This is a genomic window from Butyricimonas hominis (assembly GCF_014287455.1).
Classification (GTDB): Bacteria; Bacteroidota; Bacteroidia; order Bacteroidales; family Marinifilaceae; genus Butyricimonas; species Butyricimonas muris.
This window is the reverse complement of record NZ_JACOOH010000002.1, coordinates 468,831-489,763: the sequence shown is the minus strand read 5'-3', so window position 1 is coordinate 489,763 and position 20,933 is coordinate 468,831. Positions and strand designations below refer to the sequence as shown.

20 protein-coding genes are annotated in these 20,933 nt (G+C 49.1%); 10 read left to right on the top strand and 10 right to left on the bottom strand.

Annotation, left to right across the window (positions count from 1 at the left end):
- Positions 1 to 11: 11 nt before the first annotated feature.
- From H8S64_RS05660 to H8S64_RS05635, 6 genes are all read right to left on the bottom strand, one after another.
- Complete coding sequence (locus H8S64_RS05660) at positions 12 to 656, bottom strand: DUF452 family protein (protein WP_186975305.1); 645 nt, start codon at positions 654 to 656, stop codon at positions 12 to 14.
- Positions 657 to 894: 238 nt separating this feature from the next.
- A complete protein-coding gene (locus tag H8S64_RS05655) occupies positions 895 to 2,052 on the bottom strand; it encodes an aminotransferase class I/II-fold pyridoxal phosphate-dependent enzyme (RefSeq protein ID WP_099292355.1) in 1,158 nt (385 codons plus the stop codon).
- A gap of 165 nt (positions 2,053 to 2,217) precedes the next feature.
- Positions 2,218 to 3,501, bottom strand: coding sequence for an adenosylmethionine--8-amino-7-oxononanoate transaminase (gene bioA / locus H8S64_RS05650; RefSeq protein ID WP_186975304.1), 1,284 nt, complete (start codon positions 3,499 to 3,501; stop codon positions 2,218 to 2,220).
- A 159-nt stretch (positions 3,502 to 3,660) separates the two neighbouring features.
- Positions 3,661 to 4,623, bottom strand: coding sequence for a biotin synthase BioB (gene bioB / locus H8S64_RS05645; protein WP_099292353.1), 963 nt, complete (start codon positions 4,621 to 4,623; stop codon positions 3,661 to 3,663).
- Between the two features lie 93 nt (positions 4,624 to 4,716).
- Positions 4,717 to 5,082 (bottom strand): hypothetical protein, encoded by a 366-nt coding sequence (locus tag H8S64_RS05640; RefSeq protein WP_099292352.1) that lies wholly within the window; start codon positions 5,080 to 5,082, stop codon positions 4,717 to 4,719.
- A gap of 276 nt (positions 5,083 to 5,358) precedes the next feature.
- Positions 5,359 to 6,282 (bottom strand): YitT family protein, encoded by a 924-nt coding sequence (locus H8S64_RS05635; RefSeq protein ID WP_186975303.1) that lies wholly within the window; start codon positions 6,280 to 6,282, stop codon positions 5,359 to 5,361.
- Positions 6,283 to 6,617: 335 nt separating this feature from the next.
- Between H8S64_RS05635 and H8S64_RS05630 the strand changes: the two genes are divergently transcribed.
- Positions 6,618 to 7,202 (top strand): TetR/AcrR family transcriptional regulator, encoded by a 585-nt coding sequence (locus tag H8S64_RS05630; protein WP_186975302.1) that lies wholly within the window; start codon positions 6,618 to 6,620, stop codon positions 7,200 to 7,202.
- Positions 7,203 to 7,220: 18 nt separating this feature from the next.
- Positions 7,221 to 8,174, top strand: coding sequence for a 3-oxoacyl-ACP synthase III family protein (locus H8S64_RS05625; RefSeq protein ID WP_186975301.1), 954 nt, complete (start codon positions 7,221 to 7,223; stop codon positions 8,172 to 8,174).
- A gap of 72 nt (positions 8,175 to 8,246) precedes the next feature.
- On the opposite strand, the gene H8S64_RS05620 is transcribed toward H8S64_RS05625, so the two are convergent.
- The 3 genes from H8S64_RS05620 to H8S64_RS05610 are packed head-to-tail and all read right to left on the bottom strand — an operon-like array spanning position 8,247 to position 10,914.
- Positions 8,247 to 8,750 (bottom strand): tetratricopeptide repeat protein, encoded by a 504-nt coding sequence (locus H8S64_RS05620; protein ID WP_099292348.1) that lies wholly within the window; start codon positions 8,748 to 8,750, stop codon positions 8,247 to 8,249.
- Positions 8,747 to 10,132 carry an NfeD family protein gene (locus H8S64_RS05615; RefSeq protein WP_186975300.1) on the bottom strand — a complete coding sequence of 462 codons (1,386 nt, stop codon included), beginning with the start codon at positions 10,130 to 10,132 and terminating at the stop codon, positions 8,747 to 8,749. The genes H8S64_RS05620 and H8S64_RS05615 overlap by 4 nt, the downstream gene beginning before the upstream one ends.
- The gene (locus H8S64_RS05610) at positions 10,129 to 10,914 is read right to left on the bottom strand and encodes an EI24 domain-containing protein (RefSeq protein ID WP_186975299.1); all 786 of its coding nucleotides are present in this window, start codon (positions 10,912 to 10,914) and stop codon (positions 10,129 to 10,131) included. The genes H8S64_RS05615 and H8S64_RS05610 overlap by 4 nt, the downstream gene beginning before the upstream one ends.
- Positions 10,915 to 11,333: 419 nt before the next feature.
- Here H8S64_RS05610 and purB point away from each other — a divergent pair, with 419 nt between their 5' ends.
- Genes purB through H8S64_RS05595 form a run of 3 tightly spaced genes read left to right on the top strand, consistent with a single transcriptional unit; the run spans position 11,334 to position 15,385 of the window.
- The gene (gene purB, locus H8S64_RS05605) at positions 11,334 to 12,674 is read left to right on the top strand and encodes an adenylosuccinate lyase (protein WP_186975298.1); all 1,341 of its coding nucleotides are present in this window, start codon (positions 11,334 to 11,336) and stop codon (positions 12,672 to 12,674) included.
- A gap of 9 nt (positions 12,675 to 12,683) precedes the next feature.
- Positions 12,684 to 14,507, top strand: a complete 1,824-nt coding sequence (locus H8S64_RS05600; protein ID WP_099292344.1) for an ABC transporter ATP-binding protein — start codon at positions 12,684 to 12,686, stop codon at positions 14,505 to 14,507.
- A 2-nt stretch (positions 14,508 to 14,509) separates the two neighbouring features.
- Entirely contained in the window at positions 14,510 to 15,385 is an 876-nt protein-coding gene (locus H8S64_RS05595; protein WP_186975297.1) for an NADPH-dependent 7-cyano-7-deazaguanine reductase QueF, read from the top strand.
- A 48-nt stretch (positions 15,386 to 15,433) separates the two neighbouring features.
- Here H8S64_RS05595 and H8S64_RS05590 read toward each other — a convergent pair whose 3' ends face one another.
- Entirely contained in the window at positions 15,434 to 15,622 is a 189-nt protein-coding gene (locus tag H8S64_RS05590) for a hypothetical protein (protein WP_099292342.1), read from the bottom strand.
- Positions 15,623 to 15,964: 342 nt separating this feature from the next.
- Here H8S64_RS05590 and H8S64_RS05585 point away from each other — a divergent pair, with 342 nt between their 5' ends.
- The 5 genes from H8S64_RS05585 to H8S64_RS05565 all read left to right on the top strand — a co-directional run bounded on the left by H8S64_RS05585 (position 15,965) and on the right by H8S64_RS05565 (position 20,853).
- Positions 15,965 to 16,291 carry an MGMT family protein gene (locus H8S64_RS05585; RefSeq protein ID WP_099292341.1) on the top strand — a complete coding sequence of 109 codons (327 nt, stop codon included), beginning with the start codon at positions 15,965 to 15,967 and terminating at the stop codon, positions 16,289 to 16,291.
- 438 nt (positions 16,292 to 16,729) lie between these two features.
- The gene (gene nrfH, locus H8S64_RS05580) at positions 16,730 to 17,320 is read left to right on the top strand and encodes a cytochrome c nitrite reductase small subunit (RefSeq protein WP_186975296.1); all 591 of its coding nucleotides are present in this window, start codon (positions 16,730 to 16,732) and stop codon (positions 17,318 to 17,320) included.
- Positions 17,321 to 17,334: 14 nt separating this feature from the next.
- Complete coding sequence (gene nrfA, locus H8S64_RS05575; RefSeq protein WP_099292339.1) at positions 17,335 to 18,813, top strand: ammonia-forming cytochrome c nitrite reductase; 1,479 nt, start codon at positions 17,335 to 17,337, stop codon at positions 18,811 to 18,813.
- Between the two features lie 7 nt (positions 18,814 to 18,820).
- Complete coding sequence (locus H8S64_RS05570; RefSeq protein WP_186975295.1) at positions 18,821 to 20,062, top strand: cytochrome c biogenesis ResB family protein; 1,242 nt, start codon at positions 18,821 to 18,823, stop codon at positions 20,060 to 20,062.
- Positions 20,059 to 20,853, top strand: a complete 795-nt coding sequence (locus H8S64_RS05565; RefSeq protein ID WP_099292337.1) for a cytochrome c biogenesis protein — start codon at positions 20,059 to 20,061, stop codon at positions 20,851 to 20,853. The genes H8S64_RS05570 and H8S64_RS05565 overlap by 4 nt, the downstream gene beginning before the upstream one ends.
- The last annotated feature ends 80 nt before the right edge of the window (positions 20,854 to 20,933 follow it).

The following is a 20,933-nucleotide window of genomic DNA, read 5'->3' as shown; positions in this document are numbered from 1 at the left end:
CCCCCTTTCCATCATATCTCATCCCAATTATCCAACACGTAAAACGGGTAATGTCCTCCCTCTATGCTCACCGTTTCGCATCGTCCGTCCCACCAGTTCCGCTGGCTTTCCGGCGGAAAGATCACGTCGCCCGCAGACACGTACGCCTTGTCCCACCGCGTTTCCGGCCGTATCAGCATCGCTTGCTCCCGGATAGCCCGCAACTCCTCCACCTGCTCGTGCAACTCCCGGAGAGGCTTATTTGCCCCGAATCTCGCCATCTCTTCCCGTCCCGCCAGCATCCGGGCAAAGAACTTGTCCCGTCCCCGCTCGTCCATGCTCCGCTCCGTCAACAGGTAAACCTTCGGGAGAATCCCGTAACGCTCGTCCACGGGACGCTCCGTGCCGTTGATCGCTACCCGTCTTGTCACGGGCAACTTCCACCGCTCCAGCAACACCGCCGCCGCCCACACGCCCATAGACCACGCCACCGCACGAATCTCATCGTACCCGTCCGTCACGGGAGCTTCTTCCCCCGCTATATCCCGGTAATCATAGAACGCGAGCACGTCCCCCGTTCCCGTCAGATGTTGCACGGCACGTTCGTCCATCCCCCATCCGCAAAAGAACAAAGTCAAGCACCGCCCCCCTTTTTTGGTTATCCACTGTCTTCGCATAGTTTTTCGCCTTCGGCGAAGTTACAGGTTGGCAGGTTACAAGTTACAAGTTGTTTTCCCACCCACCGAGCTTCGCACTTTTTTTTAGTTCATAAAGTTTATAAGGTTTATAAAGTTCATAAAGTGCCGGGTGTCCTTCGGACAGCGTTTATCGGCAGCTCAAGCTGCCGTGGACAAAGAGCCCCGCAGGGGTCTATAAACCTTATGAACTTTATAAACTTTATGAACTTTACAAACTTCATAAACTTACTTCCACGAACTCCCTCAAACACTCGTAATCCTCCTCCGGTATCGCCGCATTCAGCGAGAAGCGGATACGAGCCTCGTTTTTCGGCACGGTCGGGTACCTCACGGGCAACACGAAAAAGCCGTTATCTTGAAACAGTTCGGACATGTAAACGCTATTCTCGTTGCTCCCGCATAGGAAAGGCACGATATGCGAATCGCCCCGTGTCTCGAATCCCCGTTCGGACAATGTTGTCCGCAATTGTTCGGCAATCTCCGTCAGTTTCAGCCGATACGGGAAAAAGTCCGGCATCCGGTTCAGCACGAACCGCGTCCACGCCACCACCACCGGGGGCAACGCCGTCGTGAAAATCAGACTCCGCTGCGTGTTGACAAGGTAATCCTTGAACAACTCGTCACACACCACGAAAGCCCCGTACGAGGCAAACGCCTTGCCGAAAGTGCCCACGATAAAGTCGATATCGTCAATACATCCCTGCTCTTCGCTACATCCCAACCCGTTCGTACCCCGCACCCCCACGGCATGCGCCTCGTCAACGTACAGGAATGCGTCATACTCCTTCTTCAAGTCACACAACTCCTGCAAATCCGCCGTGTCACCGTCCATGCTGAATATCGATTCCGTCACGATAAACACGTTCTCGTACTCCTCCCGGTGATTGAACAGAAGTTCCCGCAGGTGGTCGTAATCCAGATGACGGTAACGCAACATCTGCGCGTCACTCAACCGCAGACCGTCGATGATACTCGCGTGCACCAGCTTGTCCGCCACGATCAAATCCCGCTTCCCCGCCAATGACGGCAAAATACCGATATTCGCGTGATACCCGGAGTTCAGCACCAAAGCCGCCTCCTTGCCGTACAAATCCCGTAAATCGTCCTCCAGCAACCCGTAATACTCGTGGTTCCCGGACAGTAGTCTGGACGACACGGCACTGAAACTCAACAGTTTCACGTCGGTTTCTTTCCTGAAATCCTCGTATAAAACCGGGTTGGAAGACAATCCCAGATAATCGTTCGACGAGAGATTCAGCATCTCCCGCCCGTTATAATGAATCAGAAAACCGTTGTGCTGCACGTCCCGCAACATCCGGTAATTCCCGAATTCCTTGATTTTCTCCAGTTTATTAATATACCTTTCCTTATTCATTGTTTTTCGCCTTCGGCGAAGTTACAGGTTAAATTTGCCTTCGGCAAGTTGCAGGTTGCAAGTTGCTTCCGCTTCCAATAACTTCACCTTATTATATTCTTTCATCATTCAACTCGAACACCGGTAATTCTCTTCAACTCGCCGAAGGCGAATTAAACTGCCGCCTCACCTGAAATACTTGATCACCCGCAACAACGCCGACGTCAACCGCCTCAGTTCCTCCGCCCGAATAATATACGGCGGCATAACGTACACGAGCCGCCCGAAAGGACGAATCCATACCCCCTCTCTGACGAAAGCCGCTTGCAGGACACCCATGTTCACAGCGTCTTTCATCTCCACCACGCCGATAGCCCCCAGCACGCGCACGTCCGCCACGTTTGGATACTCGAGTGCGGGCAGCAAATCCACGCGCAACTGGCTCTCTATCCGCCCGATCATTTCGGGAAGGTCATACCCCCGTATCAAGTCCAGCGAAGCATTCGCCACGGCACACGCCATCGGGTTACCCATGAACGTGGGACCATGCATGAAGACACCCGGGTTTCCCGTGCATATCCACGTTGCCACCTTCTCCGTTGCCATCGTGGCGGCAAAACTCATGTAACCGCCCGTGAGTGCCTTGCCGACACACATGATGTCCGGCACGATTCCTGCGTGATCCACCCCCCACATCTTCCCCGTGCGACCGAACCCGGTAGCGATCTCGTCGCACACGAGCAACACGCCGTAATCGTCACACAACTCCCGCACCTGCCGCAGGTAGTCCGCCGAGTAGAACCACATCCCCCCGGCACCTTGCACGATCGGCTCCAGTATCACGGCAGCGATACGGTTGTGATTATTGCGCAGGCATTGCTTCAATTCCTCGATATGTTCCGGCAGGCACACTTCCCCGTAACGCACTTCCGGTCGATGCACGAAATACTGCATCGGCAGCGTCCCCCGGAAAATACTGTGCATCCCCGTCACGGGATCGCATACCGACATGGCGTTCCACGTGTCGCCGTGATACCCTTTCGTGATCGTCAGGAAATAGCGTTTTTCCTCTCTCCCGGCAGCGTACCAGTATTGCAGAGCCATTTTCATGGCAACCTCCACGGCAACCGAACCGGAATCGCTGTAAAACACCTTATCCATCCCCCGCGGGGCCATTTCCAGCAACTTTTCCGCCAGTTCCACCGCCGGACGGTGCGTCAACCCGCCGAACATGACGTGTGACGTGTTCTTCAACTGTTCCTCGACCGCCGCATTCAACGCCGGGTGATTGTACCCGTGCACCGCACACCACCATGACGACATACCGTCAATCAGCCGCGTACCGTCCTCCAGTTCGATATAAACACCCTCCGCCCTTTTCACCGGGTACACCGGGAGCGGATCTATCGTCGACGTGTACGGGTGCCACACGTGCTCCCTGTCAAACTTCAATAATTCTGCCGTATTCATTATAACTAAAAGTTTATAAGGTTTATAAAGTTCATAAGGTTCATAAAGTGACGGGTGTCCTTCGGACAAGGCTTATCGGCAACTCAAGCTGCCGTGAACAAAGCGCCCCACGACGGTCTATAACTTTATAAACCTTATGAACCTTATAAACTCTTGCATTCATTCATTTTCAATTGTAAACCCTAGTCTTTGCACCTTCTCCATGTCCTCCATCACCTTCGAGCCTACGGTGGTCAACATATCGCCGAGAATGGCGGAGTTGATACCCGCTTTTATGGCTTTTTCCTCGATATGGGCGATCAGCACGCGTCCCCCCGCGAAGCGCAGGAAAGCGTCCGGGTTGATAAAGCGGAACACCGCAACGGTGGTCAGTACCTCGTCGTCCGCGAGCGGCGGCATACCCTCCAGCGGGGTACCCGGTATGGGATTCAACACGTTCATCGGTATTGACTTCACGCCCAATTCTCGCACCGTCAAGGCAAGTTCCACGCGATCTTCCATCGTTTCGCCCATGCCGATAATCCCGCCCGAACAAACCTCCATCCCCACCTCCTGCGCGGCACGAATCGTTTGTATCTTCTCCTCTAGCGTGTGTGACGAGCACAACGTGGCGAAAAACCTCGGCGACGATTCCAGATTACAATGGTAGCGGGTTATACCGGACTCTTTCAGTCGGCGTAACTGTTCCTTGCTCAACAACCCCATCGAGGCACACAGGTTGATATTCATCTCTCGTTTTATCCTCTCGGCGTACCCGCACAGGCGGTCGATATTCTTGTCCGACAGCGCACGCCCGCTCGTGACAAACGAAAACTTGTTCACCTTGTATTTCGCGTTCAATCGAGCCAACTCCACGCAACTCTCCTCGTCAATCAGCTCGTACTCCTGCACGTGTGTTTTGAAAACTGCCGACTGCGCGCACCACTTGCAATTTTCCGAGCACCGTCCCGACCGCGCGTTCACGATGGAACAAGTGTCGAAATAACGCCCGGCAAACCGATCGCGTATCTCCCCCGCGGCAGCATACAACGCCGCCTTATCCCCCGCGGCAGCCAGTGCCAGCGCTTCCTCCCTCGTGATCTGTCCTCCCTCGAAGACCTTCTGTTTCAATTTCTCTATCATCCGATCTATTTAAGATTTTGGATTTATGATTTATGATTCCCTCCCGTCTGCTAACGCTTTTCTAATCGCGAATCGTAATTCATAAATCATAAATTAATTTGTTTTCAATAAAAAAGGTACGTCCACCTTTACAGCCGGACGTACCTTCATTCTCGTATCATAATTCCCGTAACTCCCGGTATTAATAGCATCGACACGCGCGGGAACCACCGGGCAACACGCCCGCGTCACCTTTTCCGCATATTCCTCGAATGTCGTCACCATTCGTTCGAACGCCTCCGCGAGATTCACGATCACGCCTTTTCTCGATGATTTCCGCAACGCCATTTCACAAATATGTATCGCCAACCGCCCGATGCACACCTCCCGCCCCAGCGAGGCGAAAATGGCATACCCTTTCCTGTTCCAACGGGAAAAGCGTAATTTAGCCCGGTAACCGACGTCACGTTTATTCATCATCTTTCACGTTCATGTTAAAAACGCCGCAAGTTAATAAAAATATTTTCCTATAGCAATTTATAAGTTACAAGATTAAAAAAGCGATATCAACTTCTTGCAAGCCATTGAACAACCATCACCTCCCCGTTACCCACTCACACGTATCAAGCATTTACATTTCATGAACGTATCATAAACGCAAATTTACGTTCATGATTGGTTCATGATACGTTCATGATAGCGGGAATGGAGGTACCAATTATAGCGAAAAGATTGATCAACTGACAAGGTATAGTTCTATGAATCCAACCTCTTGAACCCCTCACCCAGTATCTGATGTGCATCAAAGATTGTCACGAAAGCATTCGGGTCAATCTTATAGATAGCTTGTTGTAAAACAGCCATCTGACGACGGTTTATCATGGTCATGATCATCTCCTTCTCGGCACGATTGTACATCCCTTGAAGCGGCACGATTGAACCACCGCGGTGCAGGTCGTTCAATATATAGGTGCGGATTTCCTCCACTTTATCGGAGATTATAAAGAAACTCTTCTCGTTGTCAAAGCCTTGCAGAATCATATCGATCGTCTTTCCCATCAGGAATATGGACAACCAAGAATACATCGGCACTTTCCAATCCTGAAACATGAGGAAACCAAAAACCACGATGCAGGAATCGACGGACATCTGCAACTGCCCTAGCGGGCGATGCGTCCACTTGTGCAGGATATTCGACAGCACGTCGGTACCGCCGCTGGACGCGCGGGTTTTCAGTATCATGCCCACGCCGATACCCATGACCACCCCACCGAAGATACAGGCGAGCAACACTTCATCACCCAATTTGAACGGGTCCAACGTGCCGCTCACCGGGATAGGTTCACCCATCAAAGTCAACAACAGGGCGGGAAGACTGTCGGAGAACACGGCAACCAGAATGAAGCAAATAAATGTCTTCACCCCGAAACCGGAACCCAATACCCGTAAACCGATTAAACTCAACGGTAAATTGAAGCAGAGCGCTGCCATACCTATCGGGAATCCCCACATGTGCTGCAACACTATCGTGATACCGTATATTCCTCCCGGAACAATCTTGTACGGTGCCATGAAACAACTATACCCCAGCGCTAACACGAAAGCCCCGCCGACCAACAAGGCGTATGTCTTGAACCACTCGCGGGTAAACGGCTTTTCTTTTAATAATATATTTACCATTGATTTTGATTTTAATTTCGGGCGCGAATATACCCCCCGGCGGGGGATGAAAACATGACATTTGTCATATCTTCGGGTAAAAATATAATTTAACACTTCAGAAGTTATAAAGTTCATAAAGTTTATAAGGTTTATAAAGTTATTGCCCCCTGCGGGGTACTATACTAACGGCAGCATGAGCTGCCGTTTTAATCTTGTTCAAAGGACACCCGTCACTTTATGAACTTTATAAACCTTATGAACCTTATAAACCGGGAAAACTTGTTTTCCCTTAATTTTGCATATCCCGAATTATTGATTATAATTGCACACTTTTTCCAATTTGTGAAATTAAAATGAGAACAAGCCTACGAATAACGAAAGATAAAATACTCAACGTGGCACAAAAATTGTTTATCGAGATGAGTTTCTACGGGACCACGATGAAAGATATCGCCAACGCCGCCAAGATTAGCAGGCGTACCTTGTACACGCATTTTAACAGCAAGGAAGAGATTTTTAACCACATCGTGGATCAAAGAATAGTATTGATAAACCAAAAACTGGAACAGGCAGTACGCACGGCCTTGCCCGCCGACAAACGGTTGAAGTTATATATAAAGGAACGGTTCAATTTAATCGCGGAACTCATGGGTGGAAGCCTGCCGATCAAGGAAACTTTTTTACACAACAACAGTAAAATCGATATCTTGAGAAAGAATATAGACAAACAGGAGATTGAACTTTTGTACGCCATCTTAAAGGACGGGGCGGATAAAGGGATATTCTCGATCAAACAACCCAGACGTCTGGCAAACTCGCTGCAATCCGTTTTTAAAAGCCTTGAATTTGGTTTTATCCGGGAATATGATCATCGACCAAACCCTCAAATTATCAACGAGTATATTAATATATTATTTCACGGGATTATCAAAAAGTAATCACAACACATTATAAAAATGGATCTATATATCAACGCCATAGCACATTACATACCGGAAGCGAGAGTTCCCAATTCCTATTTCAAGGACGTGAACGGTCTGGACGATGAATGGATATTCAGCAGAACGGGAATCAAAACCAGAAGCAAAGCGGGAGAAGGCGAAAACACGAATACCATGGCTCTCGAAGCCGTGGCAAGGCTGAAAGACAAGCTGCCTTTCGCCATCGAGGACACCGATCTGGTGGTGGCTGCCACGTATTCCCCGCATGACACCGTTGCCACGGCGGCTCACGCCATCCAGCGGGCGTACACGACGCGGGCGGCAAAATGCCTGAGTGTTTCCTCGGCTTGTTCGTCATTCATCAACGCCATCGAGATCGTGCAAGGGTATTTCGCCATGGGCAAGGCGACGAAAGCTATCGTGGTCGCCTCCGAGCATAACACGGAATACTGCAACGAGAGTTGTCCCCAGAGCGGTCACCTGTGGGGTGACGGTGCTATCGCCATCGCTATATCCACTTCGCCGGAAGGTGAAAAAGCGGCGAAGATACTAGATATCTTCACGCGGGGACTGGGACATATCGGCAAGGCGGACACCGCCGTGTACCTGCGCCCGCGCCACGGGGGCATCGGCATGCCGGAGGGACGCGACGTGTTTATCAATGCCTGCCACTACATGATCGAGGGTTTGCAAGTAGTGACGGAAAGCAACGGCAAGACATTGGCAGACCTGAAATATATCGCCCCCCATCAGGCAAACAAACGAATCATGGCAACGATCGCCCGGCAAATCGACTTCCCGGAAGATCGTATCCTGTCGAACATCGGGGAAGTGGGCAACACGGGTTGTCCCAGTTGCGGCATCGCCCTCTCGCAAAACCTCGACCGGGTGGAGCGAGGCGACCTCGTGGGACTGACCGTTTTCGGCGGCGGGTACTCGTGCGGCGCGGTGTTGTTGGAATTTATTTGATTTATGATTTACGATTTCTTGATTTATGATTGAGTGATTCCCAAAACAATCATAAATCAAGAAATCATTGAATTACTCGTTCGACACGTCGTACCACATCCGGGCAAGCACGGTATCACGCTGTACGCCCAAACCGTATTCGTACATCACCCCCAGATTGTTAGAGGCTTCCCGTACACCCTTTACCGCCGCGGCGAGAAACCAACGCAAGGCTTTCGGCATGCTACATTTGCTTTCGTCTTTGAGATATATCACGCCCAAACAGAATTGGGCTTCGGCAAACCCGTGTTCGGCAGCCAAACGCAACCAAGATTCCGCTTTCTTGTAATCCTTTTCCACTCCCGTGCCGCGGAAGTACATCATGCCCAAGTTGACATACGCCTCCGGAATGCTGTCCTTCGCCGCGATCAGGAAATACTTCTCAGCATCGGCATATTTCCCTTTATTGTAATAGCGTGCGGCTCGATTAAAAGTTTTTGCCGCACCGGCATCCTTGAACAAGGGATACGCGTACCACCCTATCATAAACGCCAGAACGACGTAAACGACTTTCTTCAAGCATCTGATTGGATTCATGGCACGAGCTTTTCCACGTAAACCTGTCCCGCCTGATACTTTATGATCTTTACTTTCTCCCCTTTTTGTATAAACACTCCCGTGTTGGAAACGGCATCATAAATGTCGTTACCGATTTCCACCTTACCCACCGGGCGCAAGTCCGTGAATGTTACGCCCTCTTTCCCGACTTCTTCCTTCACGGTCATATCCACGCCCACGAATCCCTCCTCTACCCGCTGTTCCGCGTGAAGGGCAAAGTTCAACCGACGGGAACCGAATAACTTGCGGCTTAACCAAATACTGCCGACGACGGAAATCAGAGAACAACTGATAACGAAGAACAGTGAACGGATGATTGCCCCCGCGAAATCGGGCAGAAATTCAAAGGTAAAGTTGTCAATGCCGGATAACGCCAAGGAACCCACGATGCAAAGAATGCCGAGTATTCCCGCCACGCCGAATCCCGGTATGACAAATATTTCCAGCAAGAGCAAGACAAGTCCCACGACGAACAAGATGATTTCCACGTAATTGGCAAACCCTTCCAAGTACAACGGCGCGAAGTAAAGCAAACATGCCGTGACGGCGGCAACCAGCGGGAAACCTACCCCGGGAGTCTGCAATTCAAAGTAAATGCCGCCGATGATAACCATGATCAGGAGTCCCTGTATAATCGGGCTGATCAGGAAACCGATCAACCGATCCATCGTCGTGGGGCGATATTCCCGCAACTCGTAATCCGTGACGCCCGCTTCCCGTATCACTTCCGGCACGCTCTCGGCGACTCCTTCACAATACCCGTGCTGCATCGCCTCGTGTGGCGTGAAAGTCAATATCTTGCCGCTGTCCGAAACACCTTCCACCGCCACACGCTCGTCCACCATCGCCTCGGCAATGCGCGGGTCGCGATGCCAGCGGACAACCGTCTTGCCGTTCTCCGTCACCGTATCTTTGCCGTGCGCCTGTGCCGTGGCGCGGATCATGGAACGCATGTACGACTGGTACTTGTCCGGCATAGCCTCTCCCGTCTGGTTGACCACAGTAGCCGCACCGATATTCGCCCCCTCCCGCATGTATATCTTGTCACAGGCGATGGAAATCAAAGCCCCGGCAGAAGCCGCGTTATTATCAATAAATACCCACACGGGTTTCGGGTAATTCAGGATCAGGCTGCGCAGGGAATCGGCGTATACCACCATTCCCCCGTAGGTATTCATGTGAATCAACACGTAATCGGCACGCTCCTCCGTGGCACGGTCGAACGATTTCTTGACCAGCCGCCAGATGCCCGGACCGATTTCGTCTTTTATATCCACCTTGTACACGATAGCCTTATTCCCCGTCGCGCTCGCAGAGAGAAGACAAAACAACAAACCGATGCAAAGCAACAATCTTTTCATTTCTCGACCTTTTTATTTAATGTTTCATTCACGACAACCGTCCCGGCGATTACCGATAATAAAGATACAAAACTACACGCCACTACCCGTATAAACGGGAGCATCAACGATAAGGTAAATACCGCCCCTATCGCGACAACCATTCCCGAATTGCGCCGCATATAGCGGACACTCTCCCGCACCCGGAAACGCTTCCTCTCCACGGCGTAATCCATGAAGGCGAAACCGTAGAAGTAGGCACTTACCCCGAACGTCAGCACCGGGGTGACCAACCCGACCAGCGGGATAAAAGAGAGGAAAAACAAGAGAACGGTCAATATAAATTGAAATATCATACAACGCAAGGAGATCACGATGCCCCGCCCGATTTCCCACACCAACTGCCCGAAATTGAACGGGTATTCCCGCCCGGAAAGACGCGCTTCCGTGCGCTCGGAAAGCCACGAGTAGACGGGCGACATCACGACCATCACCACGTATCCCCCGAAAGAAATAAACAGGATGTAGTACACGGCACGCACGAGCAACCGCACGATAAAACCTACCGTACCGGAAACCCAACTCAACCACGAAATGCCGGAAACCCAATCCATAACCTGCTGTTCCACCGTCTCGGAAAGTCCGCCCCCGATACAGGAAACAGCGTAATTCCCCGCCGCGAACAGCACGATAATTATCACGACCGGAAATAAAAGGAAATAACAGAAACGCCCGGAAAACAATAGTTTCACGGCTTCACCGTACGCCTTTATTCCTTTAGAAAATCCTTGGAAGAAGTTCATGTTCCGATTACCTTTAAAATTCGTGTAAATTTAAGGGATTTTTTTGATTTTTCCTAAGGGTGGAAGAGGGAGGGGGTATTCATTTTAGATTTTAGATTGAACTCCTCCGTCCGCTTCGCGTCCACCTCCTCTATAAACAGAGGAGGAGCTGGTGACATTTACCGAAGACGGTGAGTAATTCAGCTCTCCCTCTGTTTATAGAGGGAAACTGGCGAGTAAGCGAGGGTAACGGAGAAGCTTGCTTCTTTGTTACCGAGCGAGAGACAGTTCGAGACCGGTTTCCGGGCTCAATACCCCGGAGGGGGGAGGGAGTTCAAGATGACTTTTGCCACCCTCCTTTATAAACTTTACGAACCTCATAAACTTTACGAACTTTTTTGTACTTTCGCGAGAGAAACAATTAAAAATTAAAGTATATTATGCAAGCATTAACAGCAATTTCCCCTATCGACGGACGATACAGAGATAAAGTCGAAGGGTTGGCGAACTACTTTTCCGAGAGTGCCTTGATTCGTTACAGGGTGATGGTTGAAGTTGAATATTTTATCGCTCTCTGCGAGCTTCCATTGCCGCAATTAAAAGGATTCGATCACGCGCTGTTCGATAGCTTGAAAGATATTTACCTCGATTTCTCCGTGGAAGACGCACAAAAGGTGAAGGACATCGAGCAAGTCACGAACCACGACGTGAAAGCCGTGGAATACTTCATCAAAGAGAAATTCGATCAATTGAACCTGCACGAGTACAAAGAATTTATCCATTTCGGACTGACCTCACAGGATATAAACAATACCTCTGTGCCCTGCTCTTTCCGGGATGCTATCCATGACGTGTATTACCCGCTCATCGACGAACTGATAGCGAAACTGGAAGAACTTGCCGAAGAATGGAAAGACGTGCCCATGCTGGCAAAGACTCACGGGCAACCGGCATCACCCACCCGCTTGGGGAAAGAGATAAAGGTATTCGTGTATCGCCTGAGCAAACAACTGGAATTGTTGAAGAAAGTAGCCTGCTCCGGAAAATTCGGCGGGGCTACCGGAAACTTTAACGCCCATACCGTGGCTTACCCGGAGATCGACTGGACGGAGTTTGCCAATAACTTCCTGACGCGAAAGCTGAAAATAGAGCGGGAACAATACACCACGCAAATCTCGAACTACGACAACTTTGCCGCCGTGTTCGACAACCTGCGCCGTATCAACACGATAGTGGTTGATTTGGATCGTGATTTCTGGACGTATATCTCCATGACTTATTTCAAACAGAAAATCAAAGCGGGGGAAGTCGGTTCGTCCGCCATGCCCCACAAGGTGAACCCGATCGATTTCGAGAACTCGGAAGGCAATCTCGGTATGGCAAACGCTATACTGGATCACCTGAGCAATAAATTGCCGATATCCCGCCTGCAAAGAGATTTGACGGACTCTACCGTGTTGCGTAATATCGGGGTGCCTTTGGCTCACACGGTAATCGCGTTCAAATCAACACTGAAAGGATTGAATAAATTGATTATCAACAAACCGGCGATAGAGGCAGACTTGGAGGAAAACTGGGCTGTCGTGGCGGAAGCCATCCAGACCATCCTGCGGCGAGAGGCTTACCCGAACCCGTACGAGGCGTTGAAAGCACTCACCCGCACCAACAGTAAAGTGACACAACAATCCATTGCCGAATTTATCGATACATTGGACGTGTCCCCCGAGTTGAAGAAAGCATTAAAACAAATCACTCCCTCCAACTACACGGGGAGATTATAAACGGAATACATGCGCGATTTTATCCAGATACTGAAAAGATTTATTCCTCCTTACAAGGCAAGGTTAACCAAGAATATACTATATAATATATTGCACGCCATATTCGGTTCGATGTCATTCGTGATATTGATACCCGTTTTGGGCATCCTTTTCCGGACGGAATCCGACGTGAAGGAATTGCCTGAATTCGCGATGAATATGACCACGCTGAAAAATATCCTGTACTACTATGTCACGTTAGGACGGGATACGATCGGACCAGTCACCACGTTACTGGTCGCGGGAGGCTTCTTCGCGTTGGCGGCTCTCTTCAAAACCGGGTTTTCTTACATGGCTTCTTACGAGATTATCTTTATCAGGAACGGGGTTGTCCGGGATATTCGCCGCATGATTTACCGGAAGATTTTATCGCTCCCGCTCCCCTTCTTCTCGGAAGAACGCAAAGGGGATATCATTTCGCGCATGACGGGTGACGTGCAGGAAGTGGAAAACTCGATCATGAACTCGCTGGAAATGTTTTTCCAGAACCCTATATTGATATTGATTTACTTGAGCACGATGATTTTCATGAGTTGGCAATTGACCTTATTCGTACTGGTACTGTTGCCTGTCATGGGACTCCTGATCGGGAAAGTAGGTAAATCACTGAAGAAGAGGTCGAAAGAGGGACAGGATAAAATGGGAGAAATCCTGTCCAATATCGAGGAAACACTCTCCGGTTTACGTATTATCAAGGCTTTTAACGCGGAGAAAAAGGTAGATCGGTCGTTCTCTAACTTGAACGAGGACTACCGCCGGATCATGAACAAATTGATGCGTCGGCGTTCACTCGCTCACCCGATGAGTGAATTTCTCGGAACGATCGTCGTGGTTATCGTGGTTTGGTTCGGGGGGTACCTTATCTTGAGAGATTCCCCGATCATGGAGGCTCAGGATTTTATCGCGTACATTGCGCTATTCTACTCTATCATCAACCCGGCAAAACAATTCTCCACGGCATTGTACAGTATACAGAAAGGACAGGCAGCCATGGATCGTATCGACCAAATACTTAACGCCGAATCCACGATAAAAGAGCCGGAGAACCCGAAGCCGCTGAAAGATTTTAACCGGCAGATTGAATACAAACACGTGAACTTTGCTTACCGTCAGGATCATCTGGTACTGAAAGACGTGACCTTAACCATCCCGAAAGGCAAGACTATCGCACTCGTGGGGCAATCCGGTTCGGGCAAGAGCACGTTTGTCGATCTTCTCCCCCGCTTCTACGATGTCGTGAAAGGAGAAATAACGATTGACGGTATAAATATCAAAGATACCTCTACTCAAAACCTGCGGGCATTGATGGGGAACGTGAACCAAGACCCGATCCTGTTCAACGACACGATATTCAACAACATCGCGTTCGGCGTGGAAACCGCCACTCCGGAAGAAGTGGAAAGAGCCGCCAAGATTGCCAACGCCCACGACTTCATCATGCAGACGGAAAAAGGTTACCAGACTAATATCGGTGACCGCGGCGGGAAATTAAGCGGCGGACAACGGCAGCGTTTAAGCATCGCGCGTGCCGTACTGAAGAATCCCCCGATCATGATTCTTGACGAGGCAACCTCGGCTCTGGATACCGAATCGGAAAAACTCGTGCAGGAAGCATTGGATAACCTGATGAAGAATCGTACATCCATTGTCGTGGCCCACCGCCTGTCGACGATCCGGAATGCAGACCTGATCTGCGTGTTCCACGAAGGAGAAATCGTCGAGCAGGGACGCCACGAGGAATTATTGGCACAGAACGGTATATACACGAAATTGTATAACATGCAAAACTTTTAGTCATGGGAATAGAAGCCAAGGTACTCGGGCAGCAAGTTGCCTACCCCACGGATTATTGCCCGTTGATTCTCGTTCCGGTTCCCCGTAGTCTGAACCGGGTGATATACGATATTCATCTCCCGGAAGAACTTTTCCGGGGATATGACACATGGCATGCTTACGAGGCAGGATTCTTAACCCAAAAAGGACTTCCCGTGTGCGGGGTGCTAAAGATCGTGTATTCGGCGGGCAGCCCGAATATAGTGGAGAGCAAGTCCTTAAAACTTTACCTCAATTCGCTCAACATGACCCGCCTCGGGGAAAACATGGCGGAAGGGATTGACTTGTTTACCCGAATCGTGAAATCCGACTTGGAGCAAATTCTGGATACACGGGTAGATATTTCTTTCTTCCAACAGGAACCGGAAGAATTGTTTTTCGATTTCAACGGCTATGCCCTGCTGGAAAACGATAAAAACGCGGAAGACCTGTCATTCACGGAATACGACGAAACCCCGGCTCTTCTGGAAGAAAACACGCCCGGTGAAGGTGAAATAAAGGTTTGCAGCCATTTATTGCGCAGTAATTGCAAGATCACGAAGCAACCGGATTGGGGAAGCATCTATATTCGAATGAAAGGTTCCCGCCTGCCGAACAACGCTTCCCTGCTAAAATACATCGTTTCCCTGCGGAACGAGAACCATTTCCACGAGGAAATCTGCGAAATGACGTACAAACGCTTATGGGATAAATTCAACCCGGAAATACTCTCGATAACGTGTATTTACACCCGCCGGGGCGGTATAGATATTTGCCCGTCGAGGGCGAACAAAGTAGAGTACCTGCCCGAATACATCCATGATCCGGAGGTACTTACCCGTAAATTGATGAGACAGTAAAAAAGGGCTGGCTTAATGAGAATATAGCCAGCCCCGTGCAACCAGCTCTCATACCCGGATATTCTCGATAATATTCAGGTCTCTCAGCTCGTTTAATATTTCATGCGTAACTCCGGTAATTCGAACTCGTTTACCATGTGCCAATTTATACACGTACCACGGGGTGGTATTGTACTTCTTGGCCAAACTGAAGTAAACCAGCTTATTCTTTGATCTAAACACTTTTAATATAATCATACACATTTCATTTAAAATAACACGCTTATTTATAGTGCAAATACATCCATCTTACTCCCTCTCGCCAGTAAAACACCAATTCAAATAAATACTAAAAAAAGAAGGTTTTATGCGATAGCTTTTATCCATGATAACCGGACAGTACTTTGATTCCGCATGTATCATTCTATGTTTTGGAAATGAAGTAATTAAATACTTTTGATGACTGTTTGTTTTTTTAAATAGAAATCTTATATTTGCAGTATCAATAAACGTTCGTTAAATAATATTCGAGAAGCCCCATTAATTGGCTAGTATTGAATATATTTACTATCTTCACCCCGTGAACATGAATTGAATAATATGCCTGACAAGAGTACACGCGAAGAATTCTTCCCGGAAGTTTACGAAATCGTGAAACAAATCCCTTTTGGAAAAGTGCTTACCTACGGCGGTGTCGCCCGTTTAGCGGGCAGACCTCAATACTCCCGAATGGTCGGGCAAGCCATGTTCAACGCCCCGGCTGACCTGCATCTTCCCTGCCACCGGGTTGTAAATCACAAAGGGGGAATAGCCCCGAACTGGCCGGAACAAAAGGAATTGTTGATTGAAGAAGGAGTAACCTTCAAGAAAAACGGGTGCGTGGACATGAAGAAACACCGATGGAACACGGAGCTGTTACTGGAGTGAACATTGTTCGCCTTCGGCGAGTTGCAGGTTACAGGTTGCATTTGCCTTCGGCAAGTTACAGGTTGCTTCTCTAGCGTGCAAGACTGTATCTTAGCTCTCCCTCTGTTTATAGAGGGAGTACCCCGAAGGGGGGAGGGAGTTTTTTGATTCAGTGATTCAATGATTGTCGATTCCGTGATTTACGAAGCGTTGCTAGTGCGGCTGGAATCATTCAATCTAAAATCATTGAATCTCCTAATCAACAAACTCCTCCGTCTGCTTCGCAGCCACCTCCTCTATAAACAGAGGAGGAGTTGGAATACTGTCATAAACGCTAGTGAAGCAACTTGCAACTCGCCGAAGGCGACTCTTCACAAGAAATTTATCAAAGTGTAATTTTGATTACACACACGTATTAATTAATTCCGTATTTTTGTCTAAAATTATACCATATAGCAGATGAAACTGAAAGCCATAATTAATCGAGTATTACCTTCCCGCAGGTGGAAGATAGTATCTATCGTTTTACTGGGAGTGATCAGCGGAAGCGGTATGCTATTCCTTTACGTGCTGCGGGCACACACCTATCTGGGTGACGATCCGTCAGCCTGCGTGAATTGTCATATCATGGCACCCTATTACGCCACGTGGTTCCATAGTTCGCACAGCCGCGACGCTACCTGTAACGATTGTCACGTACCACATGACAACTTCGTGAAGAAATGGGTATTCAAAGGAATGGACGGGATGCGCCACGTGGCGGTCTATCTGGCGAAAGGTGAACCGCAAGTATTGCAAGCCATTCCGGAGAGTTCAAAAGTGATCATGAACAATTGCATCCGTTGTCACACGCAATTAAACACGGAGTTCGTGAAGACAGGGCGCGTTGACTACATGATGGCACAAGTCGGTGAAGGCAAAGCGTGCTGGGACTGTCACCGGGATGTTCCTCACGGCGGGAAAAACAGTCTTTCCTCTACCCCGGCGGCTCTGGTTCCTTACCCGGAATCCCCTGCCCCGGCTTGGCTAAAGAAATTAATGAAACAATAACAAACTAATTATATATGGAAAAGAAACTAAAATCATGGCAAGGATGGCTGTTGTTCGGGGGAACAATGGTTGTCGTTTTCGTATTGGGATTGCTCGTTTCAGCACTTATGGATCGTCAGGCTGAAATCGTGAGCGTTTTCAATAACAAGAAAGTCGAGATAAAAGGTATTGAAGCACGTAACGAGATTTTCGGGGAAAACTATCCCCGTGAATACAACACGTGGACGGAAACAATCAAGACGGATTTCAAGAGCGAATTTAACGGGAACGAGGCAGTGGATGTATTGGAACAACGTCCCGAAATGGTGATACTCTGGGCGGGATACGCGTTCTCCAAAGATTATTCCACTCCCCGGGGACACATGCACGCTATCGACGATATGCGTCATACCCTCCGCGTGGGCAGCCCCATGACTGCCGAGGAAGGACCGCAACCCGCTACCTGCTGGACATGCAAGAGCCCGGACGTGCCCCGCATGATGGAGGCTATCGGGGTTGAAAACTTTTACAGCAATAAATGGGCTGCCATGGGAAGCGAGATCGTGAACCCGATCGGGTGTGCCGATTGCCACGAACCGGAAAACATGAACCTGCATATCAGTCGTCCGGCTCTGCGGGAAGCATTTGCCCGCCAAGGCAAAGATATTGATAAAGCCACCCCACAGGAAATGCGTTCTCTGGTATGCGCACAATGCCACGTGGAATATTATTTCAAAGGCGACGGCAAATACCTGACTTTCCCGTGGGATAAAGGTTTCACGGTAGAAGACATGGAAACTTACTATGACGAAGCGGAATTCTATGATTACATACACGCGCTCAGTAAAACCCCGATCCTGAAAGCACAGCACCCGGATTACGAGATCGCCCAAATGGGTATTCACGGGCAACGGGGAGTATCTTGCGCCGATTGCCATATGCCGTACAAGAGTGAAGGCGGCATGAAATTCAGCGACCACCATATCCAAAGCCCATTGGCAATGATAGACCGCACGTGTCAGGTTTGTCACCGCGAAAGCGAGGAAACCCTGCGTAATAACGTGTACGAACGCCAACGCAAAGCCAATGAAACCCGTAACCGTCTGGAACAGGAACTGGCAAAAGCACACATCGAGGCAAAATACGCTTGGGACAACGGCGCTACCGATGAACAAATGAAAGAAAGTCTGAAATTATTGCGTCAGGCTCAATGGAGATGGGATTTCGGTGTAGCCTCTCATGGCGGTTCGTTCCATGCGCCGCAAGAAATACAACGTATACTGGGTAATGGAGTTGACAAAGCGATGCAAGCCCGGTTGGCTATCTCTAAAGTATTGGCCAAGAACGGTCATTTGGAAAATGTTCCCATGCCGGATATCTCTACAAAAGAAAAAGCACAGGCATATATCGGGTTAGATATCAAGAAAGAAAAAGAAGCGAAAGAAAAGTTCATGAACACGATTGTCCCCCAGTGGCTCGCGAAAGCGAAGGAAAACTGGAGAGTAAGCATGTAAAATATGTATGTGGCAGAAACCTTGGGGATATAAAGAAGGATTCGCGATTTGCGGGGGATTGTTCCTCGTGGGAACTCTCCTGCAAATTGTTTTAGGTAAAGTACATTTGGATCTTTTAGCCTATCCGGTGAATTTAATTCTTGGATTGGTCTATCTCGTTTTAATTATCGCGGCTTCTCTTTTGTCCCGGAAAGTATATCTTTTCCGGTGGATGAGCGGTTATCAGGCGGCAGTGACTTCCATGATAGCCGCCGTGATCATCACTGTTATCATGGGGCTCACGTTGCAGGTCAACGAGAAAGTACACGTCACGGGAATTGCCGGTTGGCTCGGTTTTCATCAAATGCTGTCGGCGTGGTCATTTTCCTTGTTGCTGGTATGGTTCATCACGCTGTTGGGTATGGTAACATTGCGTCGTATCCGGCATTTCAAGCCAAGAGATATTCCGTTTATACTTAATCATATGGGACTCTTTCTAGCTCTCACGGGAGCCATCCTTGGAAGTGCCGATATGCAGCGGTTGAAAATGCAAACCAGCATCGGCAAAGCCGAATGGCGGGCTTTTGATGAAGACCAGAAACTGATGGAATTACCACTTGCCATAGAACTTCACGATTTCACGATTGACGAGTATCCCCCGAAACTGATGCTCATCGATAATGAAACGGGTAAGGTGATCCCCGAAGGAAAAGCCGAAAATATACTCGTGGAAGATTCTGTTTTATCGGGAGATTTAGAGGATTGGCATATAACCATTGAACAACGTTTGCCCTCGGCGGCAAGAGTCGCCACGGAAGACACAGTAAAGTACGTGGAATTTCATTCCATGGGAGCCGCCTACGCCTTGTACGCGAAAGCAGAGAATCGGCAAACCGGAGAACGGCAGGAAGGTTGGGTGAGTTGCGGCAGCTTCCTGTTCCCTTACAAAGCCATACGCCTGAACGAAAAAATGAGTCTGGTGATGCCCGACCGGGAACCCCGTCGTTTCGCTTCGCGAGTGACCGTGTACACGCGGAGCGGACGTAAAGACTCGGCAACGATCGAGGTAAACAAGCCCTATCAAATAGAAGGTTGGAAGATATACCAGCTAAGCTACGACGAGAGTAAGGGCAAATGGAGTGAAATCAGTATTTTGGAAATAGTCAAAGACCCGTGGTTACCCTTGGTTTACACGGGTATATGGATGATGATAGCGGGAGCCGTGTGCATGTTCACGATAGCCGGAAAAAGAAAGGAGGAAAACGTATGACGTGGGATCAATTTCCAATATTTGCCGTTATAGCTTTATGCTTCTGGGGAGCGGGAGCGATAAGTGCATGGAAAGGCAGGCACCCGGGATTGACATTCGGGTGTACAATCACGGGATTGCTGGTGTTCTTCGCTTTTATCGTAAGCATGTGGATTTCACTGGAACGTCCGCCCATGCGTACCATGGGGGAAACCCGCCTGTGGTATTCGTTCTTTTTGCCCTTGGCGGGAATCATCACGTATGCCCGTTGGAAATATAAATGGATACTCACTTTCAGTACCGTCCTGTCCATCGTGTTCATCTGTATCAATATATTCAAACCGGAAATACATAACAAGACGTTAATGCCCGCCTTGCAGAGCCCGTGGTTTGCCCCTCACGTGATCGTTTATATGTTCGCCTATGCCATGCTGGGTGCTGCCGCGATCATGGCAATTTACTTGTTATGGTTCAAGAAAGAGAAAAAAGCCACACAACAGGAAATGGATCTCTGTGACAATTTGGTTTACGTGGGACTTTCTTTTATGACCTTGGGAATGTTATTCGGGGCGGTGTGGGCAAAAGAAGCATGGGGACACTACTGGAGCTGGGACCCGAAAGAAACATGGGCAGCCACGACATGGGTGTCCTATCTGGTATATATCCACTTCAGACTCCACCGGAACCGGAAACACAGAATGGCATTGAGTATATTACTCGTTTCGTTCGTTCTTTTGCAAATGTGCTGGTACGGCATCAATTACCTTCCATCCGCACAAGGGGTGAGCGTTCACACGTACAATTTGGATTAGTTCACTCACGGGGAGTTTGCCTTCGGCAACTTGTAACTTGCCGAAGACAAACTTTTATTTATATTTGCACGGTAAACCAG

What these genes read in the sequence shown, in the direction of transcription:
- H8S64_RS05590 (WP_099292342.1), bottom strand. Translation starts at nt 15,622, where the DNA reads ATGATTATATTAAAAGTGTTTAGATCAAAGAATAAGCTGGTTTACTTC.
- bioB (WP_099292353.1), bottom strand. Translation starts at nt 4,623, where the DNA reads ATGATAGAGAAATTGAAACAGAAGGTCTTCGAGGGAGGACAGATCACG.
- H8S64_RS05660 (WP_186975305.1), bottom strand. Translation starts at nt 656, where the DNA reads ATGCGAAGACAGTGGATAACCAAAAAAGGGGGGCGGTGCTTGACTTTG.
- H8S64_RS05640 (WP_099292352.1), bottom strand. Translation starts at nt 5,082, where the DNA reads ATGATGAATAAACGTGACGTCGGTTACCGGGCTAAATTACGCTTTTCC.
- bioA (WP_186975304.1), bottom strand. Translation starts at nt 3,501, where the DNA reads ATGAATACGGCAGAATTATTGAAGTTTGACAGGGAGCACGTGTGGCAC.
- purB (WP_186975298.1), top strand. Translation starts at nt 11,334, where the DNA reads ATGCAAGCATTAACAGCAATTTCCCCTATCGACGGACGATACAGAGAT.
- H8S64_RS05620 (WP_099292348.1), bottom strand. Translation starts at nt 8,750, where the DNA reads ATGAATCCAATCAGATGCTTGAAGAAAGTCGTTTACGTCGTTCTGGCG.
- H8S64_RS05595 (WP_186975297.1), top strand. Translation starts at nt 14,510, where the DNA reads ATGGGAATAGAAGCCAAGGTACTCGGGCAGCAAGTTGCCTACCCCACG.
- H8S64_RS05635 (WP_186975303.1), bottom strand. Translation starts at nt 6,282, where the DNA reads ATGGTAAATATATTATTAAAAGAAAAGCCGTTTACCCGCGAGTGGTTC.
- nrfH (WP_186975296.1), top strand. Translation starts at nt 16,730, where the DNA reads ATGAAACTGAAAGCCATAATTAATCGAGTATTACCTTCCCGCAGGTGG.
- H8S64_RS05585 (WP_099292341.1), top strand. Translation starts at nt 15,965, where the DNA reads ATGCCTGACAAGAGTACACGCGAAGAATTCTTCCCGGAAGTTTACGAA.
- H8S64_RS05600 (WP_099292344.1), top strand. Translation starts at nt 12,684, where the DNA reads ATGCGCGATTTTATCCAGATACTGAAAAGATTTATTCCTCCTTACAAG.
- H8S64_RS05610 (WP_186975299.1), bottom strand. Translation starts at nt 10,914, where the DNA reads ATGAACTTCTTCCAAGGATTTTCTAAAGGAATAAAGGCGTACGGTGAA.
- nrfA (WP_099292339.1), top strand. Translation starts at nt 17,335, where the DNA reads ATGGAAAAGAAACTAAAATCATGGCAAGGATGGCTGTTGTTCGGGGGA.
- H8S64_RS05615 (WP_186975300.1), bottom strand. Translation starts at nt 10,132, where the DNA reads ATGAAAAGATTGTTGCTTTGCATCGGTTTGTTGTTTTGTCTTCTCTCT.
- H8S64_RS05655 (WP_099292355.1), bottom strand. Translation starts at nt 2,052, where the DNA reads ATGAATAAGGAAAGGTATATTAATAAACTGGAGAAAATCAAGGAATTC.
- H8S64_RS05565 (WP_099292337.1), top strand. Translation starts at nt 20,059, where the DNA reads ATGACGTGGGATCAATTTCCAATATTTGCCGTTATAGCTTTATGCTTC.
- H8S64_RS05625 (WP_186975301.1), top strand. Translation starts at nt 7,221, where the DNA reads ATGGATCTATATATCAACGCCATAGCACATTACATACCGGAAGCGAGA.
- H8S64_RS05630 (WP_186975302.1), top strand. Translation starts at nt 6,618, where the DNA reads ATGAGAACAAGCCTACGAATAACGAAAGATAAAATACTCAACGTGGCA.
- H8S64_RS05570 (WP_186975295.1), top strand. Translation starts at nt 18,821, where the DNA reads ATGTGGCAGAAACCTTGGGGATATAAAGAAGGATTCGCGATTTGCGGG.